The organism is Streptomyces sp. NPDC059788 (genome assembly GCF_042732265.1).
GTDB lineage: Bacteria > Actinomycetota > Actinomycetes > Streptomycetales > Streptomycetaceae > Streptomyces.
On record NZ_JBHWHY010000013.1, the window covers coordinates 1 to 14879 of the forward strand.

Here is a 14879-nt window from a genome sequence, read left to right on the forward strand (position 1 = left end):
CGTCTCCCAGCTGCGCAAAGGGGACGTCGACTGGGACACGGTCTTCGCGGCAGGGGTGCGCTGGTTCCACACCGGCGGCGAAGGGCAGCAGCGCGTGATGTCGTGGTGGACGGTGGGCCCCGCCCGGGGTCACATCTTCGGCATCAGGACCGTGTCGATGATGTGGACGGTGGCGTTGGCCGTGGAGACGTTGCCACAGACGACGTTGGCGGAGTCGTTGACCTTGAACGACTCGCCGGAACCGGAGGTGGTGAGCTTGCTCTTCTCCAGCGTGGCGTAGGAGCCGTTCGCCAGCTGCTGCGGCGCGAGCTTCTGGCCGACGACGTGGTACGTGAGGAGCTTGGTCAGCTGGGCCTTGTCGTCGAGCACCGCGTTCAGCTTGTCCTTGGGGATCTTGTTGAAGGCGTCGTCGGTCGGCGCGAAGACCGTGATGTTCCGCGCGTTGTTCAGGGTGTCGACCAGGCCGGCCTTCTTGACCGCGGCGACCAGCGTGGAGAGCGCCGGGTTGTTGGAGGCGGCGGTGGCGACGGGGGCCTTGGCCATGCCGTCGAAGCTGCCCTTGCCCTCCTTGGGCACGGAGGAGCAAGCCGGCCCGAAGGGACCCGACATGGTCTTCGCGCCGCCGCTGCTCTGGGACGACTTCGGCGCGGAGCTGCTGGAGCTGTCGCCGGAGGACGCGGACTTGCCGCCGTCGTCGTTGGAACAGGCGGCCAGCGAGACGGGCAGGACGAGCGCCGCGGTGAGCGCCAGGGCGGTGCGACGGGTGCTGAAGGTGTTCATGATTTTCTCCGGGAGGTGAGAGAGCGGATGAAGGGCGTACAGGGGGTTGAGGGGACGGTGGACGTACGGGGCCCGAGGGTGCTCGGGCGGTCTCAGGCCACGGTGACCACCACCGAATGCAGGCCGGAGGCGCCGTCGGGGACCGGGCGGGCGCGCTCGCTGGTCTGGGTGTAGCCCGTGCGGTCGGTGGCGCGGACCTCGACGGTGTGGGTGCCGGGCCTGGCGGGCCATTCCCACCACCACTGCCGCCAGGTGTCGAGCGGTCCCTCGGCGGCCAGCCGGGCGTCCTGCCAGGCGCCGCCGTCGACCCGTACCTCGACGCGGACGATGCCCTTGTGCTGCGCCCAGGCCACACCGGCCACGACGACCGGTCCGCCGCGGAGCCTGGCGAAGGGCTTCGGGGTGTCGATGCGGGAGGCGGTCTTGATCGGGGCCCGGCGTGCCCAGGAACGTTCGACCCAGTAGGTGTCGTAGGCGTCGAAGGTGGTGAGTTCGATGTCCTCGATCCACTTGCAGGCCGACACGTAGCCGTACAGGCCGGGGACCAGCATCCGGACCGGGAAGCCGTGCTCGAAGGGCAGCGGCTCGCCGTTCATGCCGACCGCGAGCAGGGCGTCGCGGCCGTCGAGCACCGTCTCGACCGGGGTGCCGATGGTCATGCCGTCGACGGACCGGGCGACGAGCTGGTCCGCCGGCCCGCCGCGGGACGGGGGCCGTACCCCCGCCTCGCCGAGGAGCGCGGCCAACGGCGCTCCGAGCCACCGGGCGGAGCCGACATAGGGGCCGCCGACCTCGTTGGAGACGCAGGTCATCGTGATGTCCCGCTCGATCAGACGGCGCCTCAGAAGGTCGTCGAAGCCGAGCGTCAGCGGCGTGGTGACGCCCCGGCCGTGAATGCGCAGCCGCCAGCTGCCCGCATCCAGGCGCGGCACGGTCAGGGCGGTGTCGACGCGGTAGAAGTCGCGGTTGGAGGTTCGGTACGGGGTCACGCCCGGCAGCCTTTGGTCCACGCCGCGAGGCAGCTCCGGAGCGGGCGAAGCAGGCGCGGGCAGCCGCACCGCGGCGCGGGAGGCCTCCGCGTCGGCGGCCGTACGGGCGTTCAGGCGCCGCCCCAGCAGACCGGCTCCCGTCGAGGCGACGGCCACCACACCCGCACCGGCCAGGAAGCCCCGGCGGCCGGGCCCGCCGATGCCGGGCCCGCCGTCGCCGGGAGCAGCGCCGGGGGCGTGGACGGCGTGGAGAGTGCGGACGGCCTGGGCGGTGTGGGCTGCGGCGTCGGTGGAAGCTCCGGTGCTCGCATCAGCCGCGGGGTCTCCGGCTTCCCTCGCCCCGTCGCCGCCCGCGGCGCTCCCGGCCCTGCCGTTTGTCGCGATATGTGAGGCGGTCAGGCGGCCCGCGAGCCAGTGCAGTACGACGGTGCCCACGACGGCGCCGGCCAGCGCGGGGACCGCGTCCCGTACCGACGTGGAATCGGGCCGCCCGGTCGCGGCGAACGCGCCGAGCACGCCGAAGCCCAGCACGCCCAGCGCCGCACCACGCCGGAAACGCAGAGCCGCCACGCCCAGGACCATGGCGCACAGCGCGAGCACGGCGAGGATGCCGAGTTGCAGCACGAGCTTGTCGTGGACGCCGAATGCGCGGATCGCCCAGTCCTTGACCGGTGCGGGCGTACGGTCGACGACCGCGCCGCCCACGGCCGTGACCGGGCTCGCCTCCGGCCGGACGGCGGCGGAGACCAGCTCGGCCACGGCCAGCGCGGCGTAACCGGCCAGCAGTCCGCTCGCCGCGGCGGCGGCGTTTCGGCTGATGGCTCTGCGTTGTGTGCTCACACCCCGTATTCGAGGCGGCGCCCGAGGGCGGATTGGTCGATCACCCGATGGAGATCACCCGATGAGGGTCACCCGGTTGCTGCCCGGCCGTGTTTCCGCTGGTCCGGCCGGTTCTGTGCGAGGTGTGCGGACGGGAGCCGACGAGCCCGCCGGGCCCTCGACGCTATCGGCGCGGCGCCGGGGCGCCGCGCCGATGACGTCGGGCACGATCAGGCCGGGAAGCTCATCAGACCGACCGGCTCCGAGGTGGGCTGCTCGGACCCGCCGGCGGGCTCCACGGTGACGCCTATGCCCGACGCGCCCCCGAGCCGTCCGTCCAGCACCATGGCGCCCGTACCGCCGGTGGCACTCAGCAGCCCGGCGGAGCGCATCTTCCCGCCGTCGTTGAACCACAGCTGGTACACCCGCGCATCCGGCAGGTCCGGCAGGTTCGAGGCGATGAACGCGGCGCGGTCACGGGCGCGGGAGACGACGACCGTACCGGACGCGCCGTCCTTGAGCCGACCGCTGCTGACCTTGGAGTCCGGCGCGGTGAGCACGGCGCTCAGCTGCCCGGCGCGCGCCCGGGCCTGTTGGGCTTGCGTACGGGCGTCCTGGGCCGTGTGATGCTGCCACACCGCGATCCCGCCGAAGGCCGCGGCCGCCGCGAGGCAGGCCGCCAGCGCGAGTCCGGGCACCGAGCGGTTCCAGCGCTGGAGACGGCCGCGGGCCGCTGTCCGCGGGGGCTGCTGGCGGACCGAGCCGATCCGGTGGAGCACCTGGTCCTTCATCTCGGGCGAAGGGAGCTGCGCGACGGCGAGGCCGAGGCGCTGTGTGGTCGCGGAGAACTCCCGTACTTCCTCGGCGCACGCCGGACAGGCCGCCAAGTGCCGCTCGAACGTGGCCCGCTCGGCCGGCGGGAGGGCGTGCAGTACGTACGCTCCGGTCGCGGTGTGCAGGTCGGCGATGCTCATACCTGCACTCCCAGGCAGTCGCGCAGCCGGATCAGCCCGTCACGCAACCGCGTCTTCACCGTCCCCAGTGGCAGTGTCAGCAGCTGTGCCACCTCCCGGTATGTCAGCCCCCGGTAGTAGGCGAGCGTCACCGCCTCCCGCTGGAGCCGGGTCAGCGTGCGCAGACAGCGGCGCACGCGCTGCCGCTCCATACGCACCTCGACCTGCTCGGTCACCTCGTCGTATGCGGGAGTGTGCTCCAGCAGCGCCGCCTTGTTCTCCCGCTCGGCCGCGGCGTTGGCCGACCGCACCCGGTCGACCGCGCGCCGGTGGGCCATCGTCATCACCCACGTCATCGCCTTCCCCCGGTCGGGACGGAAGCGGGCGGCGCGGCGCCACACCTCGATGAGGACTTCCTGGGCGACCTCCTCGGACTGCGCCGGGTCCCGCAGCACGCTGCGCACCAGCCCCAGCACCGGGCCGCTCACCCGGTCGTAGACCTTCTCGAAGGCGTCCCGGTCGCCACGGGCGACCTCGACCATCAGGTCGTCGAGGTCCGGCACTCCCGGTTCGTCCGAAGTGACCGGGGCGGTGTCGGGGGATCTCATGCAGCTCCTCGTGTGCGGGGTCGGCACCGGGCCGTACGTGTGGACACCCATGATTCGGTGCCGGGGCACACAGGGATTGGTCTGCGTCGTCGACAAGAGTCTGCCGTTGTATGCCGGTCAGCAGTGTGCCCAAAGGGCATACGCCCTACGCCGGGACGTTCCTGTCCGTCCGCCCCGGCGAGCCGCCTTCTGGGCGCGGCGGCCCCGCTGTGGTGGCCGCGCCGCCGCCGGAGCGCAGAGCGGTGAACACCTCGCGTCGGTCACTCAGCTCCCACCTGCACGACCATCTTGCCGACGTTGCTGCCGCCCAACATGCAGAGAAAGGCGTCCACGACGCCGTCGAAGCCCTGGACCACCGTCTGCGCGTCCACGACGCGGCCCGCCTGGAGGTGGGGGACGAGGAAGTCCTCCAGTTCGCCTTGGGCGTCGCGGTGGTTGCGTACGAGCACGCCCTCCAGACGCAGGCTCTTGTCGACGATGTCGAAGAGGTTGCGGGGCGCGGCGGGCGGCCGGGCGCTGTGGTACTGCCCGATGGCGCCGATCCAGGCGATCCGGCCGAACTCGCGAAGGCCCTGGATGGCGCCCTCCAGATGGCCGCCGCCGACGTTGTCGAGAAAGACGTCGACGCCGTCCGGGGCCGCCTCGGCCAGCAGGTCCCCGACCGGGCCGTCGTGGTAGTCGAACGCGGCGTCGTACCCGAACTCCTCGGTCAGGCGCCGGACCTTGGCCGGTGAGCCGGTGCTGCCGACGACGCGGCCCGCGCCCAGCAGCCGGGCGAACTGGCCCGCCGCGCTGCCCACCCCGCCCGCCGCCGCGGAGACGAAGACGCTCTCGCCGGGCTGGAGGCGCGCCGTACGGGTGAGGGCGACGTAGGCGGTCAGTCCCGTACCGCCGAGGACGCCGAGGTAGGTGCGGGCCGGAACACCGCGGTGGCTCGGCAAAACGCGTACCTCCTCCGCCGTCACCAGGGCGTGGGTGCGCCACCCCTTGCGGTGGAAGACGAGCGAGCCTTCCTCAAGACCCGGCGCGCGGGACGCGGTGACGCGCCCTATGGACCGGCCTTCGAGCGGTGCGCGCAGGTCCCAGCCGCCGTCCATCAGCTCCCTCATGTACGGGTCGACGGAGAGGTGGAGGTTCTCCACCAGGGCCTGTCCGGGGCCGGGCGCGGGCACGGTCTCCTCGGTGAAGGCGAAGTCCGCGGCCGTCGGGAAACCGTCGGGGCGGGAGATCTGGTGGACGAAGCGGGCAGCCGTGCCGATCACATGTACTCCTGGGCGCGAAGGGATGACGCGGCGCCGAGCAGGTGCCCGCCGGCCGCGATGTGCTCACCGTAGGAGGCGTCCGGCGGCCCGGGCAGGGGCCGCCGTCGATGGAAGCGCGCCTTCCATGAATACCGTTCATGGAATACTCCGGTCGCATGAGCGACCTCGCCCCGCACGAACTGCGCATCCTGATCGCCGTCGACCGGGAGCGCGGCTTCACCGCGGCCGCCGCGCGCCTGGGCATGACCCAGTCCGCCGTCTCGCACGCCGTACGGACCTGTGAGCGCAAGCTCGGCGCGGTGCTCTTCGAGCGCGGCCGGCACGGCGCCCGCCCCACGGCCGCCGGCGAGCGGGCGGTCGCCTACGCCCGGCGGATCGTACGGCTCATGGAGGCGATGGGGGAGGAGGTGCGCGGCGGCACGCGGGACGCCACGGTCACCGGCCCCCTGCGCATCGCGGCGTTCCGCAGCGCGGCGGCCCACCTGCTGCCCGCCGTCCTCGAGAAGCTGACCGGCCGTCACCCCGGCCTCTCACCGGAGGTGCGGATCGTACGGGAGATCGGCCGGGGCACGGCGGGCGAGGTCGCCGACGGGCGGGCCGACCTGGGCATCGCCACACTGGACGCGGCGGGCCCGCCGCCGGGCCTGACCGGTGCCCGCCTCTTCGAGGAGCCGTACGCGCTGGCGCATCCGCAGGACCGTCCGCACGTCGATCCCCGGACGCTCCCGCTCATCGACTGGGACGAGAACTGCGGTTCCTACACCCGTGAATGGTGGGCCGGCCAGGACTGGATTCCGTCGGCCACGGTCCGGGCCGAGGACGACACCGTGGTGCTGTCGATGATCGCCCGGGGCATGGGCATGTCGATCATGCCCATGCTCACCCTGGCCGGCGCACCCGCCGGTGTCGCCGTCACCTCGCTGGCGCCGCGGCCGCCCCGCCGGAGCGTCGGCTATGTGATCGCTCCCGAGTCGGCGGAGTCGGCGGCGGTACGGGCGCTGGTTCGCGAGCTGCGGGCGGCGGGGGCGCCGTCGACCGCGGCTTCCCGAAGGCCGCGCGCCGAGTGACGCAAGGCCGCGCGCCGAAGGACGCCAGGCCGCCCGCCGAGCGACGCTCCGTACAGGTGCGTCAGCGGCCGAAGCCCGTTTCGCACCTCCTCCCGCCGGGGTGGCCGCTGCCTCGCCGGATGTTCAGGTGAGCAGGGCGTCGGCGGTGGGGACGACGAGGCCGAACAGGTCGCCGATGGTGGTCAGGGCGGCGGTATGGAGGGTGGCGGCGGGAAGGACCGTGCCGTCGGGGCCGGCGAGGGCGCGGGTGGCGGTGGTCTCGGCGACGACGGTGGGCCGGTAGCCGAGGTTGAAGGCACCCTGCGCGGTGGAGGAGACGCACATGTGGGTCATGAAACCGGCCAGCACGAGATCCTTGCCGCTGCCCGGCCCGGCGCCCAGGTCGCCGAGCGTCTTCTCCAGCTCGGTGGCGTGGAAGGAGTCGGGGAACCGCTTGACCACGACCGGTTCACCGTCGGCCGGGGCGACCTGGTCGCTGATGGCGCCGATGTGCGCGCGGATGTCGTAGGGGGTGTCCTCGCCGCCGTCGTTGACGATGTGGACGACCGGGGTGCCGGCGGCGCGGGCCCGGTCCAGCAGCCGGGCGGCGGCTGCGAGGGCCTGTTCGGCGCCTTCCAGGGCCATGACACCGGTGCGGTAGGTGTTCTGGAAGTCGATCATGAGCAGGACGGACTCGCTCAGCCGCGGCGGCCGGCCGTCCAGGCCGATCACGTCGCGCAGGGGCACGGACGGGGTGATGGCACTCATCGGGGAACCTTTCGTCAGGGCACGGCGAGGCCTGCCGCCTTGCCGGATGCCGGAATATCGGGGGAGTGCGTGAAGCGGGTCAGGCGACCCGGGTACGGAAACGGCGGCGGTAGGCCGCCGGGGTGGTGGCGAGCTGCCGTCTGAAGGCGCGGTGCAACGTTTCCGTCGAGCCCAGTCCGGCAGCGGTCGCGACCTGGTCGAGCGGGCAGTCGGTGGTCTCCAGCAGGCGACGGGCCGTCTCGACGCGGGCCGCCTCCACGTAAGCGGCGGGACTGCTGCCCGTCTCCTGTTTGAAGACCCGGGCGAAGTGCCGCTCGCTGAGGCACATCCGGGCGGCCAGGGCCTGCGCGGACAGGTCCGCGTCGAGGTGCTCGGCGATCCACAGCCGCAGCTCGTCGATGTCCCGGCGCTCGGCGGCGGGCCGGCTCAGCGGTACGGAGAACTGGCTCTGGCCGCCCTGCCGCTTGAGGTACATCACCAGCTGCCGGGCCACCGTCAGGGCGGTCTGCTCGCCCAGGTCCTCGGCCACCAGCGCCAGGGACAGGTCCAGGCAGGCGCTGATCCCGGCCCCGGTCCACAGCCGCCCGCAGTCGGAGCGCACGAAGATCGGGTCCGGATCGACCGTGACGCCCGGGTGGTCGGCGGCGAGCTGCGCGGTGGTCGACCAGTGGGTGGTCGCCGTCTTCCCGTCCAGCAGGCCCGCCGCGGCCAGCACATGCGCGCCGACACACACCGACGCGACCCGCCGGGCGTGCGCGGCCGTCTCTCCCACCCACGCCACGACAGCGGGGTCGATACGGGCGAGCGGCCCGTCCTCGGTCATGTCGACCGCGCCCGGCACCATCAGGGTGTCCACCTCCGCACCGACATCGCCGAAGGCCACATCGGCCATCAGCCGCACGCCCGCCGACGTACGGACCGCACCGGCCGTCGGCCCGGCGAGGCGGACCTGATAGCCGGCGCGGCCCGCGGTCTCCCGGTTGGCCAGCGCGAAGACCTCGGCCGGGCCGGTGACGTCGAGGAGGTCGACATCGGGGAAGACCGCGATGACGACACGGTGTGCAGTGGGCATGTACCGATCCTCATCGCTCACGCCGATGGCCGCAATGACGATTACCTGTCACATCCGGACATGGGGCTTCCGGCCGTCAGCGCGGCCCACGCGTGTGGTGCCATACGAGCGTGTAGCGCCAGAAGAGGCGACGGCGAAGCCGGGCGCCGGGCAGGATGCCGCGGGCCGTACGGACGATGTCGGGAAAGCCGGTCTCCGCGGGGCGGGTCCGGGCGGTCATGGAGACCGGCCGGGGGGACGTACGGCCCCGGTTCTTGAGCCAGCCGGTGGCGGCGTTGAGCGGGGCGGCCACGGTGCCGAGCACGTGGTCGGCGAGGGTCTGCGGGCGCGACAGGCCGACGACGACCAGGGTTCCTCCGGGCGCCAGGAGCCGGCGGAAGGCGGTGAGGGTGTCGGAGAGCGGCAGGTGGTGGAGCGTGGCGACGCAGGTGATGACGTCGTAGGAACCGGCGGAAGCGCCCGGGATTCCGGTCGGCGCGTCGGCGACCGTGAAGGTCACGGGGGCCTGGGGAGAAGTCAGTTCCCGTGCGCGGGCGATGATCGCCGGATCGGAGTCGATTCCGTACACCTGGTCGGCGCGGGCGGCCAGCAGCCTGGCCAGGTCGCCGCTGCCGGCCCCGACGTCCAGCGCGAGGCCGAAGCGCCGGGGCAGCTGCCGCAGGAGCCACCGGTGGTAGTGGGCGTTGTGGTCCCAGGGGTGGGCGGCGTTGAACCGGTCGAGCGCCCGGATCACGCGGTGGGGCAGTGTCGTCATGGGGTCAGTCCATCAAGTGCCCGGCCTGCGCGTCGGCGTGATGGATGATCGGGCGTGCTGGATGGTGCGTGACGGACGGTGCGCGGCGGAAGTGGAAGGCGCCGGACAGTTCGGCGGTGGCGGTGAAGAACCGGACCGGCCGGCCACCGTCCGGCGCCCGCCCCGGGCCGGGGAACACCGCGTGCGAGGTGCCGGCCGCAGCAGCGACCGCACGCCGGTCCGCGTCCGTCGCCGCCGGGTCGTCGTCGGTGACGGCCGTGGGGCTGCCGCCCCCGCCGTCACGCCGCACGCACGCATCAACCACCGTGACATCCGGCGAGGACATCGGCCCACCTTTGACGCTCAAGGAACCGGCAACCGCCAACGGCGTTCCGGAGACAGCCGGGACCTGGCCGCAACGGCACGCTCCGAACGCGTGTCCCGGAGCGTGCCGTCCTGCCTCAGCCGGTGCCGTCCTGCACCGGATAGTCGATGACGACCACGCCGCCGGTGGCGTAGTTGACGACATCGGCGGCCAGCCGCCGGCCTTGCGGCGACTCCCGCGCCGCGGCCAGGGCGGCTGCGTCGGCGAAGTCGGCTTCGAAGACCGCGAAGTACGGCGCTTCTCCGTTGGTCGCCGCCACGTCGAAGCTGTAGCGCCACGCAAGCAGGCCGGGCCAATCCCTGACCAGTGGAAGGTGGTTGTTCACGTAGTAGTCGCGGAAGTGGTCAGGGTCGGCGGGCTTGGGATATAGGACCACCGTCTTATGCATGTCGACCTCCGTCCAGAGACGTCAGCGCGCTGTCCGACTCGTAGGGACCCCACCCGTGCATGGCGCCGGCCATCGGGAGGCTTCCGGCGACCATCCGGAACGGCCCGATCGGCGGGGCGTCCCCGGGCATCATGCGCGCGAGCGGTGTGCCGGCCTGGTCGGTGCACGGCGGTTCCAGCAGGGCTGTCCGCGACATCGGCTCTCCCGTCGAGTTCGTTTCGAAATCAGAAACGCAGGAGGGATGCTAGTGTTTCGAATAACGAAACGCAAGGAGGGTCATGCCGACGCCGCGCCCAGGAACACCGGTTCGTGGATCGACGACCGGCCGTCCCGTCATGGCCGCGATGGACCTGTTCGGCCGTCGGTGGGCGCTGCGCATTCTCTGGGAACTGCGTGCGGGTCCGCTCGGCGCCCGCGCGCTGCTGGCACGGTGCGAAGGGCTGTCGTCCAGCGTCCTCTACCAGCGGCTCCGCGAACTCGCGTCGAGCGGGATCATCGCGCCCTCGGCCGATGGCTACGAGCTCACCCGGCTGGGGACGGCACTCCGTGATGCCCTTCGTCCGCTCGACGACTGGGCGACCGCCTGGGCGCAGGAGCAAGAACACAACGATCAGGAGCCCACGGAGACGTGAAGGTCGCGCCCGGCCAGGCGGAGCGGTGAGGTGACGGCCGCCGGCTCGGGACACGGGCTCACGCGGCCTGCGAGAAACCCTCGGCCGCCGGCTCGTCGCCGCGCAGCGGGGTGAAGCCGACGTACGACTTCAGCGCCATCAGCAGCGCGATCCGGTGCCCCTCGGAGTGCGTGCTCTCCGCGGCCCGGGCTGCCTCCTCGCGACTCGGCGCGAAGAACAAGTGCAGCCCATGCGCGCTGATCAGCTGCTTGAACCGCGGATACGCGGTCCGCTCAATCGAGGTCACAGCCCACCCCGGCCCCGGACGACAGCCCAACGTCACCGTCAACGACGCCGGGCTGAACGGGTGATGGTGGCGCTCCCTCACGCCGCCAAGATCGTCCCATGGCCCGTTTGGGGCGGTATCTGGGTGACACCCCTGTCAGGGCGTGTCCTGGAGCCGTACGCGAAGCAGGAATGCGGCCCAGCTGCGGTAGGGCTTCCACCGGTCGGCGATCTTGGACAGGTGGGCGAAGTCGGCGGCCGCCGCTGCGGGAAGCCCGTACGCGGCGGCGACGGCTTGATGGACACGTGGTTCGTGACGGGGGAAGACATCGGGGTGCCCCGCTCCCCGGATGAGGATGAGCTCGGCGGAGAAGGGACCGATGCCCGGCAGGTCGCGCAGTTCGGCCAGGGCGTAGTCGGCAGGGAGGTCGCGCAGGCGGGCCGCGTCGAGTTGCCCGTCGAGGGCCGCTTCGGCCAGCGCGTGCAGCCGCTCGATCTTGAGTGCGGTCAGGCCCGGCATGTGGGTGAGGGCGAGCAGGCCGGCGGGGGTGGGGAAGGCGTGCAGCGTCCGGCCCGCGACATGGGCGTGATGTCCGTACTCGCGGGCGATGCGGGCCTTGACGGCGGCTGCCTGGGACATGCGGATGCGGTTGCCGATGATGGCCCAGGCGGCGGCCTCGTAGGGCGAGTGGAAGCACACCGGGCGCAGCCCCGGGTACTGCGCCATGAGCCCGGCCATCACGGCATCCGCGCCGAGGTCCGGGAACCCGGTGCCGTCGACGTCGAGGGAGAGGATGCGGGCGATCTGCGCCCCCAGGGCCTGGTCGGTGGGCTCGGCGGTTGTCGCCCTTTCGCCGGCCGGTGCGCTGGGGCGGACGGTGAATTCGGCCCGCACGGTGCCCGCGCCGCCGTCCGCCCCCGCCTCGGACTCCTGCCGAACGGTGGCCGCGACCACGGATGTCGTGTCGTCGGCGGGGAAGGCCAGGCGGAGGATTTCGTCCGGCGCGTGGTTGTAGCTCGCGGGGGTGAAGCGCTTCAGGAAGTGGACGCTGGAGGCGAGCGAGAAGGGGCCGGCGGGGGTGAGGGGGACGGTCGGCACGGTCAGTCTCCGCGTGTGGTGAGGATGCAGCCCTCGGCGCCCTCGAAGGAGAACTCCGGGTGCCGTTCGCGGAAGGCCGCCGCCGCCTCCACGTCGCCGGCTCGCGGGGCAACGACGTCGGGGCCGTCGACGGGGGCAGGCATGGCGTTTCTCGCTTCTTCGGTGTCAGGCTTTTGACATAGGTCACGCTAGGCTCCGGCTGTCCGCATGTCAAAAGCCTGACAAGGTGATGGGTGTGCCCGGGCCGGTCTCCCGGCGCCGCAGGCAGCTGTGAGGGTGCCCGCTATCCGGCCACGCGGACGGGTGCCGACGCGGCCGACTGGAATATGCCGGTGGAACGGAAGAAGGCACGGAAGTAGCTCGTACCGCTGCGCGCGATGTCGGCGGAGAACGCGTTGCCGCTGCCGGACCAGCGGGCCTCCACGGTGGCCGCGTCGGCCCAGCTCTTCCCGTCGCGGGAGACCTGGATGCGCACGTCGATGGTCGCGGGTTGCCGGCCGTCGGGGAAGTCGATGTCACCCTGGACGTTCACCTGGTGGGCGTCGGTGCGGACAGCCTTGAACGAGGTGAAACGCGAGGCTCTCAGGACCGCGATGTCCAGGCTCTGCCCGGAGGCTTCGGCGATGAACGGGTCGTCGCTACGGGAGGTGAGCTCGAAGTGGCCGTACTCGGCGGGGGCGTGGGTGAGCGTGACCGTACCGTCCTCGGCGGTGGTGAACTGCCCGACGGTTTCGAACTGGCCGCCCGACGGGTGGGCGAACAGCGCGCCGCCGTGCTGGCCGCCGAAGGGCACCCACCCCTTCGGCGTCCTGCGCTCCAGCATCGCGGTGAGCGTGACCTGCTGCCCGTAGTTGACGGTCCGGTCCGTCGTCCGCAGACGGCTCCAGCGCGTGGGCACCTGCCGGACGGTGATCTGCGCGGCGGGGGATTCGCCGTATATCACGCCCGCCGCGTCGGGCCGGTGGACCGCCCGGATGCCGGCCGCGTTGTCGAGACGCACGACGGCCGAGAAGCGGCCCTGCGCGTCGGTGCGCGGGGTGGCGCCGGTCGTGACGGCATCCACATCGATGTCCACCGGGCGGTCCGGCAGGGGTTTCAGCTCGCGGGTCCCCGGCCACCGGCCTTTCAGCACGCCTTCGACGCGGACGTCGCGGTGGTCGGTGTCGATCCGCGAGCGATCGGTCCGGAAGTTTTCGAACTGGGCTGCCACGAAATAGGACATGAAGCCCGCCGAATTTTCCACGGTGTGGTCGCCGTCCGCGTCCGTGGCTTCGACACTGACCGTGTAACTGCCGAGGGCGGGGAGCCGCAGAGGCTCCTTCGTGCGCCAGACGCCGTCGGTGGACGTGCCGGAGAAGAGGGCGAAGCGGTCGCCGCCCACCGTCGCGACTTCCTGCTGCGTGGCGGCGGAGACGATGTGGGCCTTGATCTCGGTGATGGCGCTGTCCGAACCGACGGCGACTTGCAGGGTGCCGAGATCGTCCGAGACGCTGTTCGCGTACCGCACGGCCGGGACTTGACCGGGCGCGGCCTGCGCGGACGGGGCGCCGCTCAGCAAGAGCAGGGCAGCCCCGGCGGCAGCCCATGTGGCACGTGATGTCGTCATGCGTATCCCCCCAGGGACGAACGGGTCCGAGGTCCGCGGGCAGCGCGAGGAGAACGGGCACGGGTGCGACTGCCGTGGACACAAGTGTTCTATCCCATCGCACTGACATCGGCCGGGGTTTGCCGATCACGGAGGAAAGGCCACGGGCCGATATCCGCCCTCCTCACACCCGGCCGTCGCCAACGGCCCCGCCGCCGTCGTCTTGGACTGCGCCCAGCCGCGGACGGTGTGGCCCGTACGGTGCGGGGCCGGTCCGCCGCCGTGCGACCGCCGTCAGGTGCCGGGCCAGGGCCGCCGTCGCGCACAGGGCCGGCAGCCCGCACACACCCGGCCAGCCCGCCGTGTCCCAGGCCCGCGCGCCCAGCCAGGACCCGGCGCTGCCACCCAGGTAGGCGCAGGTCATATAGGCCGAGATGAGGCGGCTGCGGGCGTCGGGGCGCAGAGCGTAGACCCGTGTCGTGTTGGCGACCATCCCGCACTGCATCGTCACGTCCAGCAGCAGTGTGCCGACGGTGAGCGCCGTCAGACCCGCCACCCCGCCCAGCGTTCCGGCCACGAGGACCACGGCGGAGGCGAGCGTGCCCAGCAGGCAGAACAGGTTCACCAGGTCCGGTCCGCGCCGGTCCGTGAGCCGGCCGGCGAGCGGAGTGCACACCATCGTCGCCGCCCCCACCAGGGCGAGCAGGCCCACGGCCGGAGCGCCCAGCCCGTACGCCGGGCCGGTCAGCAGCAGAGTGACGCCCGTCCACACCGCCGAGAAACCGGCGAACACCGTGGCCTGGTAGAAACACGAGCGGCGCAGCTCAGGTTCGGCGCGCAGCAGCCGCAGCGGTTCGGCGAGCAGCGCGGCGTACGGCCACCCCGCTGCCGGAACGGGCGTGGCGGGAAGCGTCTTCACGAGCATCCACGCCAGCAACAGCATCATCGCGGCGGCCGCCAGATACGGTGCCCGCCAGCCCAGCGTCTCGGCCAGCGAGCCGCCGAACGCGCGCGACAGCAGCATTCCGCCGAGGGAGCCGCTCGCCAGCATCCCCGACACCTCCCCGCGCCGGTCCGGAGCGACCAGCCCCGCGGCGAGCGCGCCGATCACGGTGGTGGCGACGCTGGTGAGGCCGACGGCGGCGGACGCGGCGGCGAGCATCGTCAGCCCGGGAGCGAGGCCCGCCGCGAGCAGCCCGAGCCCGGTCAGACAGAGCAGGGCCGCCAGCAGGGGACGCTGGGGGAGCCGGTCTCCCAGCGGTACGAGGAGGTAGTTCCCGGCCGCGTAGCCGATCTGGGTGGCGGTGACGGCGAGGGCCGCGGCGCCGGGGGAGACGCCCAGGCCGGCAGCGGCGAGCGGGGTGAGGGCTTGGGCGAAGTAGAGGTTGCCCACGGCCGCGCCGCAGGTGAGGGCGAGCAGAAGGAGAAGCCGTCGGCCCAGGACCGGCGTCCGTGGCCGGGTCGTCGCTGTCATGCCCGTACCCCACAACGCCTCG

17 protein-coding genes are annotated in these 14879 nt (G+C 72.5%); 2 read left to right on the forward strand and 15 right to left on the reverse strand.

Translation table 11 applies throughout. The annotated features are described in order from the left end of the window. Positions 1-129 precede the first annotated feature (129 nt). The 5 genes from ACFV57_RS13610 to ACFV57_RS13630 all read right to left on the reverse strand — a co-directional run bounded on the left by ACFV57_RS13610 (position 130) and on the right by ACFV57_RS13630 (position 5411). Entirely contained in the window at positions 130-780 is a 651-nt protein-coding gene (locus ACFV57_RS13610) for a fasciclin domain-containing protein (RefSeq protein ID WP_385230035.1), read from the reverse strand. A gap of 92 nt (positions 781-872) precedes the next feature. After that, positions 873-2609, reverse strand: a complete 1737-nt coding sequence (locus ACFV57_RS13615; protein WP_385230038.1) for a molybdopterin-dependent oxidoreductase — start codon at positions 2607-2609, stop codon at positions 873-875. 209 nt (positions 2610-2818) lie between these two features. Next, on the reverse strand, positions 2819-3562 hold the full coding sequence (locus ACFV57_RS13620) for an anti-sigma factor domain-containing protein (protein WP_385230041.1): 744 nt from the start codon (positions 3560-3562) through the stop codon (positions 2819-2821). Further along, the gene (locus tag ACFV57_RS13625) at positions 3559-4149 is read right to left on the reverse strand and encodes a sigma-70 family RNA polymerase sigma factor (RefSeq protein WP_385230044.1); all 591 of its coding nucleotides are present in this window, start codon (positions 4147-4149) and stop codon (positions 3559-3561) included. Before ACFV57_RS13625 ends, ACFV57_RS13620 begins: the two co-directional genes overlap by 4 nt. A gap of 260 nt (positions 4150-4409) precedes the next feature. Further along, positions 4410-5411, reverse strand: a complete 1002-nt coding sequence (locus ACFV57_RS13630; protein ID WP_385230047.1) for a zinc-binding dehydrogenase — start codon at positions 5409-5411, stop codon at positions 4410-4412. Between the two features lie 155 nt (positions 5412-5566). Here ACFV57_RS13630 and ACFV57_RS13635 point away from each other — a divergent pair, with 155 nt between their 5' ends. Further along, the gene (locus ACFV57_RS13635; RefSeq protein WP_385230050.1) at positions 5567-6478 is read left to right on the forward strand and encodes a LysR family transcriptional regulator; all 912 of its coding nucleotides are present in this window, start codon (positions 5567-5569) and stop codon (positions 6476-6478) included. Between the two features lie 123 nt (positions 6479-6601). Here the strand turns inward: ACFV57_RS13635 and ACFV57_RS13640 are convergent, their stop codons facing one another. From ACFV57_RS13640 to ACFV57_RS13660, 5 genes are all read right to left on the reverse strand, one after another. Continuing rightward, on the reverse strand, positions 6602-7225 hold the full coding sequence (locus tag ACFV57_RS13640) for an isochorismatase family protein (RefSeq protein WP_385230053.1): 624 nt from the start codon (positions 7223-7225) through the stop codon (positions 6602-6604). Between the two features lie 79 nt (positions 7226-7304). Then, entirely contained in the window at positions 7305-8297 is a 993-nt protein-coding gene (locus tag ACFV57_RS13645) for a GlxA family transcriptional regulator (RefSeq protein WP_385230056.1), read from the reverse strand. Positions 8298-8373: 76 nt separating this feature from the next. After that, entirely contained in the window at positions 8374-9051 is a 678-nt protein-coding gene (locus ACFV57_RS13650) for a class I SAM-dependent methyltransferase (protein WP_385230059.1), read from the reverse strand. Positions 9052-9055: 4 nt separating this feature from the next. Continuing rightward, on the reverse strand, positions 9056-9376 hold the full coding sequence (locus tag ACFV57_RS13655) for a hypothetical protein (protein ID WP_385230062.1): 321 nt from the start codon (positions 9374-9376) through the stop codon (positions 9056-9058). 115 nt (positions 9377-9491) lie between these two features. Beyond that, positions 9492-9803, reverse strand: a complete 312-nt coding sequence (locus tag ACFV57_RS13660) for an EthD family reductase (protein WP_385230065.1) — start codon at positions 9801-9803, stop codon at positions 9492-9494. Between the two features lie 335 nt (positions 9804-10138). Here ACFV57_RS13660 and ACFV57_RS13665 point away from each other — a divergent pair, with 335 nt between their 5' ends. Further along, on the forward strand, positions 10139-10435 hold the full coding sequence (locus ACFV57_RS13665; protein WP_385230068.1) for a winged helix-turn-helix transcriptional regulator: 297 nt from the start codon (positions 10139-10141) through the stop codon (positions 10433-10435). Between the two features lie 58 nt (positions 10436-10493). Here ACFV57_RS13665 and ACFV57_RS13670 read toward each other — a convergent pair whose 3' ends face one another. The 5 genes from ACFV57_RS13670 to ACFV57_RS13690 all read right to left on the reverse strand — a co-directional run bounded on the left by ACFV57_RS13670 (position 10494) and on the right by ACFV57_RS13690 (position 14857). Then, a complete protein-coding gene (locus ACFV57_RS13670) occupies positions 10494-10721 on the reverse strand; it encodes a hypothetical protein (RefSeq protein ID WP_385230071.1) in 228 nt (75 codons plus the stop codon). A gap of 135 nt (positions 10722-10856) precedes the next feature. Then, complete coding sequence (locus tag ACFV57_RS13675) at positions 10857-11798, reverse strand: DNA-3-methyladenine glycosylase family protein (RefSeq protein ID WP_385230074.1); 942 nt, start codon at positions 11796-11798, stop codon at positions 10857-10859. A gap of 2 nt (positions 11799-11800) precedes the next feature. Further along, positions 11801-11941 carry a hypothetical protein gene (locus tag ACFV57_RS13680; RefSeq protein WP_385230077.1) on the reverse strand — a complete coding sequence of 47 codons (141 nt, stop codon included), beginning with the start codon at positions 11939-11941 and terminating at the stop codon, positions 11801-11803. A 140-nt stretch (positions 11942-12081) separates the two neighbouring features. Then, a complete protein-coding gene (locus ACFV57_RS13685; protein ID WP_385230080.1) occupies positions 12082-13404 on the reverse strand; it encodes a hypothetical protein in 1323 nt (440 codons plus the stop codon). Between the two features lie 163 nt (positions 13405-13567). Further along, positions 13568-14857, reverse strand: coding sequence for an MFS transporter (locus tag ACFV57_RS13690; RefSeq protein WP_385230083.1), 1290 nt, complete (start codon positions 14855-14857; stop codon positions 13568-13570). Between the last annotated feature and the right edge of the window lie 22 nt (positions 14858-14879).

What these genes read in the sequence shown, in the direction of transcription:
- ACFV57_RS13610 (WP_385230035.1), bottom strand. Translation starts at nt 780, where the DNA reads ATGAACACCTTCAGCACCCGTCGCACCGCCCTGGCGCTCACCGCGGCG.
- ACFV57_RS13620 (WP_385230041.1), bottom strand. Translation starts at nt 3,562, where the DNA reads ATGAGCATCGCCGACCTGCACACCGCGACCGGAGCGTACGTACTGCAC.
- ACFV57_RS13625 (WP_385230044.1), bottom strand. Translation starts at nt 4,149, where the DNA reads ATGAGATCCCCCGACACCGCCCCGGTCACTTCGGACGAACCGGGAGTG.
- ACFV57_RS13635 (WP_385230050.1), top strand. Translation starts at nt 5,567, where the DNA reads ATGAGCGACCTCGCCCCGCACGAACTGCGCATCCTGATCGCCGTCGAC.
- ACFV57_RS13640 (WP_385230053.1), bottom strand. Translation starts at nt 7,225, where the DNA reads ATGAGTGCCATCACCCCGTCCGTGCCCCTGCGCGACGTGATCGGCCTG.
- ACFV57_RS13645 (WP_385230056.1), bottom strand. Translation starts at nt 8,297, where the DNA reads ATGCCCACTGCACACCGTGTCGTCATCGCGGTCTTCCCCGATGTCGAC.
- ACFV57_RS13650 (WP_385230059.1), bottom strand. Translation starts at nt 9,051, where the DNA reads ATGACGACACTGCCCCACCGCGTGATCCGGGCGCTCGACCGGTTCAAC.
- ACFV57_RS13655 (WP_385230062.1), bottom strand. Translation starts at nt 9,376, where the DNA reads ATGTCCTCGCCGGATGTCACGGTGGTTGATGCGTGCGTGCGGCGTGAC.
- ACFV57_RS13660 (WP_385230065.1), bottom strand. Translation starts at nt 9,803, where the DNA reads ATGCATAAGACGGTGGTCCTATATCCCAAGCCCGCCGACCCTGACCAC.
- ACFV57_RS13665 (WP_385230068.1), top strand. Translation starts at nt 10,139, where the DNA reads ATGGCCGCGATGGACCTGTTCGGCCGTCGGTGGGCGCTGCGCATTCTC.
- ACFV57_RS13680 (WP_385230077.1), bottom strand. Translation starts at nt 11,941, where the DNA reads ATGCCTGCCCCCGTCGACGGCCCCGACGTCGTTGCCCCGCGAGCCGGC.
- ACFV57_RS13685 (WP_385230080.1), bottom strand. Translation starts at nt 13,404, where the DNA reads ATGACGACATCACGTGCCACATGGGCTGCCGCCGGGGCTGCCCTGCTC.
- ACFV57_RS13690 (WP_385230083.1), bottom strand. Translation starts at nt 14,857, where the DNA reads ATGACAGCGACGACCCGGCCACGGACGCCGGTCCTGGGCCGACGGCTT.